This window comes from Acidovorax sp. HMWF029 (assembly GCF_003060895.1).
GTDB lineage: Bacteria > Pseudomonadota > Gammaproteobacteria > Burkholderiales > Burkholderiaceae_C > Acidovorax.
Map to the genome: position 1 here is coordinate 7257 of NZ_QAIH01000325.1, position 4594 is coordinate 11850.

A 4594-nucleotide genomic window follows, 5' to 3' on the forward strand; every position below is an offset into this window, starting at 1 on the left:
AAAAAAAGACCATCAATACGCGTCCTAACGGGTGCAGGCGCCAGGTCAGTCGCGCCCCGCCAGTTCAATGTGCAACGCTGCCGACATGGGGTCGGAAAAACACAGCTCGTGGCTACCCGGGCACTCAACCAGGCGGAACAGGCCCAGCCGCTCCGACAGGCGCGGGTGCCAGGGCAGGCTGTGGGGCAGCGCCGTGTCCTGCTGCGCGTTCAGGTAGCTCTTGCCCAACTCCAGCGCGGCCAGCGGCACGGGCAGTTGCGCGGGTTCGGTGAAGGTGCGGTAGGGATGGGGATTGAGCAGCGCGTAGGTGCTTTGCGCCAGGGCCTCGTCGGCATCGTTGATAAAGGCCTCGCGCCAGATGGGGTACGGCAGCATCACAGCGTTGCCGTTGCTGGCCGCCACCTGGTCGAACAGCGCGCGGTAGTGCGGTGGCACCAGGTCGTTCAGGCACTCGCCCGGCTGCGGCACAAAGGCGTTCCAGTACACCAGGCGGCGAATGCGCCCCGGTAGCCGCGTGGGCATGTGGCTGATGACCATGCCGCCATAGCTGTGGCCCACCAGGCGCACATCGGTCAGGCCCTGGCCGTCGATGAAAGCCGCCAGCGAATCGACCGCGTCGGCCAGGCCCGTGGCGGCGCGGTCGTCGCCGGGGCGGTTGCCTGCGAGCGTGGGGCAATGCACCGTGTGGCCGCGCGCGCGCAGGTGGGTGGCGGTCGCTTCCATTTCGGCGCCGGTGTGCCAGGCGCCATGGACCAGGACATAGGTATCCGGCATGGGTGTGTCTCCTTGGGGTTGTGTTGCAGAACCGGGCCATCTGCCCTGCCGCTACCTTAGAGACACTGGGCGGTGCTGAATGGACTGTGCGTGCCAGCTGGCTGTGCTGGGTGTGCCAGAGCGCTCACCCACAGGCCAGCGCGGCCGTCTCAACGAGGGATTTGCGTGTGGCCTCGGCCGTCGCGCCGCCACTGCGCGGGCGACACCCCCATGGCGCGCTGGAAGGCGCGCGCGAAATGCGAAGGGTCGGCAAAGCCGCAGCGCCGCCCGATCTCGCCCACGGCCACATGGGCCAGCTGGGGGCGGCGCAGCAGCTCGCCCGCCCGCGCCAGGCGCAGTTCGCGCAAGGTGCCCGCAAAGGTGTGGCCCTGTGCCGCAAACGCCCGGTGCAGGGTGCGCAGCGACACGCCCGCCTCCTGCGCCAGGGCCTGGGCCGAGAGGCCCGGCTGGTCAATGCGCGCCCGCAGCAGCGCACACAAATGGGCATGCAGGCTGCGCGCCGCCGTGGGTGAAGGTGAAAGAGGCTCCAGCGCAGCGCACAGCAGCGCGCCCAGGTGGTCGGACAGCAACGCAGGCGACAGGGCATGCGCCGAAGCCGGGTCGCGCGCCAGCTGCACGGCCAGCGCGCCCAGGCTCTGGCCCCAGCCCTGGTCGCGCCAGGCCACGCGGGGCCCGCGTACCTCCGGCTGCTCCAGCCACTGCCCCACCCAGGCGCGCGGCAGTTGCAGCGACACACAGTGCACGCATTCAGGAAAGTGCAGTTCATAAGGCCGGGCCGAATCCAGCAGCACCACATCGCCCGGCCGCAGGTGCGCCACATGGCCATCCTGGCGCACATGCCATGCGGTCTCGGCCTGGCCGATCAGGTAGAAGGGCAGCTGGCGGCTGCGGGCAATGCCGGCAGGCGTGCGAAACACATCCTGGGTGGAGGCCCGCACGCGGTTGATGGACAGCGTCTCCACCGGCAGGCTTTGCAGCTCGCCGCCAAACAGCGGCGCCTCGCGGGAGCTGCAATCCATTTCCAGAAACGCCTCGCAGATCGCACCTACCCAGTAGTCCAGGCGCGCGGACGGCGCCACCACGTCGGTGGTCCACTGGCGCAGAGCCATGGGGGAAGACGCGGGGACGGCAGCTGACATGGCGCCCAATCTACCGGCAAGGGCGCCGGGCAGGCAACAGGGCAAGCCCTCCCGCCGCCGTGTTCAGCGCTGTGGCATGTCCTTGACGGAATACCCCAGGCTCACCGTGGCATCGCCAGGAATCGCGGGCATCGATGCGTTCCACGCATCCCACGCGGCGCGCATGGCCTGCAGGCGCTCGGGCTCCGCAGGCGCACGGTTGGCGCGCTCGCGCTCATCGTCGGCCAAGTTGAACAGGTAGTCGTTGCCATCCACGCGCAGGTACTTCCACACGCCCTGGCGCATGGCGCGCTGGCCCCGGTGGTTCATGCGCCAGAACAGTGCTGGCTCGTCGATCACGTTGGCATCGCGCAGCAGCGGCATCAGCGAGCGGCCGTCGAGTGGATAGTCCGCATGCGCGGCGGCGCCTGCGGCGTCGAGCATGGTGGCCGACCAGTCCATGGTCATGCAGGTTTGTGCGCTCACGCCGCCGGGTGCGATCACTGCAGGCCAGTGCGCAATCCAGGGCACGCGGATGCCGCCTTCGGTCAGGTCCATCTTGCCACCCACCAGCGGCCAGTTGTCTGAAAAACGCTCGCCACCGTTGTCGCTGGTGAACACGACCAACGTGTCGCGCGCCAGGCCCTTTGCCTCCAGCAGCGCCATGATGCGGCCGATGCCCTCGTCCATGTGGTGGATCATGCGGCGGTAGGTCTCGATGTTGCCGCCGTGCAGGTGGAACAGGTTGCCCTTGACCTCCTGCGCCAGCGCCTCGTCGTCGCGCGTCTCCCACGGCCAGTGGGGCGCGGTGTAGTGCAGGCTCAAAAAGAATGGTGTGCCCGCCTGCGCCCCCGGCGCCATGCGCTGCACGTAGTCCAGCGCGTGGTCGGTGATGAGGTCGGTGAGGTAGCCGTCCTGCTGCTTTTCCTCCTCGCCCAGGTACAGGTCGTGCGTGCCGTTGGAGCTGCAGTGCGTGAAGTAGTCCACCCCGCCCGACATGGGCCCGAAGAATTCTTCGTAGCCCGAGCGCAGCGGCCCGAACGCGGGCGGGTAGCCCAGGTGCCATTTGCCCATCAGCGCCGTGCGGTAGCCGGACGCGCGCAGCAGCGACGGCAGCGTGGGGTGTTCGGGCGGCAGGCCCAGCGTGGTGCTGCCCCGGCTTTTGCTGTTGATGGGTTCCTCGGCCGCGCCACGCAGGCGGTACTGGTAGCGCGCCGTCATCAGCGCAAAGCGCGTGGGCGAGCAGACGGGCGAATTGGAGTAGCCCTGCGTGAGCTTGAGGCCGTTGGCCGCCAGCTGGTCGAGCACCGGCGACACCGGGCCAAAGGCCGCGTCGCGCCCGCCGTAGCAGCCCAGGTCGGCATAGCCGAGGTCATCGGCGACGATGAAGATGATGTTGGGGCGTTGGGACATGGGCCTCATACCGGGTTGTCTGGTTGTCGGGTGGTCGCTTCGCACCCAATTCACCGCAACCGTTCGGGCTGAGCTTGTCGAAGCCTTAGGCGGCGCTTCGACAGGCTCAGCGTGAACGGTTTGGTGGGTGGGCGTAATGTTGGGCGTTGGGCGAAAGTGCAGGGGATCAAGGCTTGAAGCCCGAGCGCTGCACGACCGGCGCCCACTGCGCGCGGTAGGCCTTGAGCATGGCTTCGGTCTGGGCCATGGTCGCCACCACGGGCTCCATCTTGGCGGCCTCAAACTTGCGCTGCGTGTCCGGGTCCTTCATCACCTCGTGGATCAGACCGGCGAGGCGCTCGGCCTGCGCCTTGGGCATGCCCATGGGCGCGAAGAAGGTGTTCCAGCCGGTGGCGGCCAGGTCCAAACCGCTTTCCTTGAAGGTGGGGATCTTTCCATCCAGCGCACTGCGTTTGGCACCCGACACCGCCAGGATGCGGATCTTGCCGGCCTCGTGCTGGGGCAGCAGGGTGTCAAAGGTATCGAACGCCACAGGCACCTGGCCACCCAGCAGGTCGTTGAGCAGCGGCGCCGAGCCCCGGTAGCCCACCACCTCGGCGCGCACCTTGGCGGCATCGCCCACCATCAGGCCAAAAAAGTGCGGCAGGCTGCCCGTGGCAGGCACGCCAAAATTGGCCTTGTCGGGGTTGGCGCGCAACCAGGCCATGAGGTGTGGCAACTCCTTCACCGGCACGGCGCTGCCCACGGCGACGCCGAATTCGTAGCTGTTGACGTGGCTCACGGGGCGGAAATCGCGCTCGGGGTCGTAGCCCGCGTCGGGGAACACCAGAGGCGCCACCAGCATGACGGCCGGGTTGGCCAGCAGCAGGGTGGGCTGGTTGGCGGGCGCAGCTTTGACAGCCTGGGCCGACAGGCGGCCGCCTGCGCCGGTCTTGTTCTCCACGATCACGGGCGTGCCGAGCTTGCTGCCCAGCTTGTCGGCCACGATGCGGGCCACACGGTCGGTGGAGCCACCGGGGGCGTAGCCCACCACGATGCGCAAAGGCACGTCCTGGGTCTGCGGCTGCGCCTGGGCCAGATTAGCGCACAAGGCAAGCGTGGCGGTCAGCACAAAGGCAAGGGGTTTGCGCATGGTCAAAATCTCCAGGGGCAATGGCAGGGCCCGCGCTGGCGCGCAGGGGAATGGATGGCCGGACTGTATTGGCTACACAATCAATTGATCTAATCAATCATCGCCCGGAAATACCCTGATGCCCGCGCCAGCGCGGGCCCTGCCATTGCCCCTGGAG

The 4594-nt window shown here is 68.2% G+C and carries 4 protein-coding genes; all 4 read right to left on the reverse strand.

Going from position 1 to position 4594, the window contains the following annotated elements:
• Positions 1–45: 45 nt before the first annotated feature.
• Positions 46–774 carry an alpha/beta hydrolase gene (locus DBR12_RS21340; protein WP_108619052.1) on the reverse strand — a complete coding sequence of 243 codons (729 nt, stop codon included), beginning with the start codon at positions 772–774 and terminating at the stop codon, positions 46–48.
• Between the two features lie 149 nt (positions 775–923).
• Positions 924–1913: a helix-turn-helix domain-containing protein gene (locus DBR12_RS21345; protein ID WP_108619053.1), complete on the reverse strand. Its 990-nt coding sequence runs from the start codon at positions 1911–1913 to the stop codon at positions 924–926.
• 63 nt (positions 1914–1976) lie between these two features.
• Positions 1977–3305 carry a sulfatase gene (locus DBR12_RS21350; protein WP_233245031.1) on the reverse strand — a complete coding sequence of 443 codons (1329 nt, stop codon included), beginning with the start codon at positions 3303–3305 and terminating at the stop codon, positions 1977–1979.
• A gap of 166 nt (positions 3306–3471) precedes the next feature.
• A complete protein-coding gene (locus tag DBR12_RS21355) occupies positions 3472–4437 on the reverse strand; it encodes a Bug family tripartite tricarboxylate transporter substrate binding protein (RefSeq protein WP_108619057.1) in 966 nt (321 codons plus the stop codon).
• Between the last annotated feature and the right edge of the window lie 157 nt (positions 4438–4594).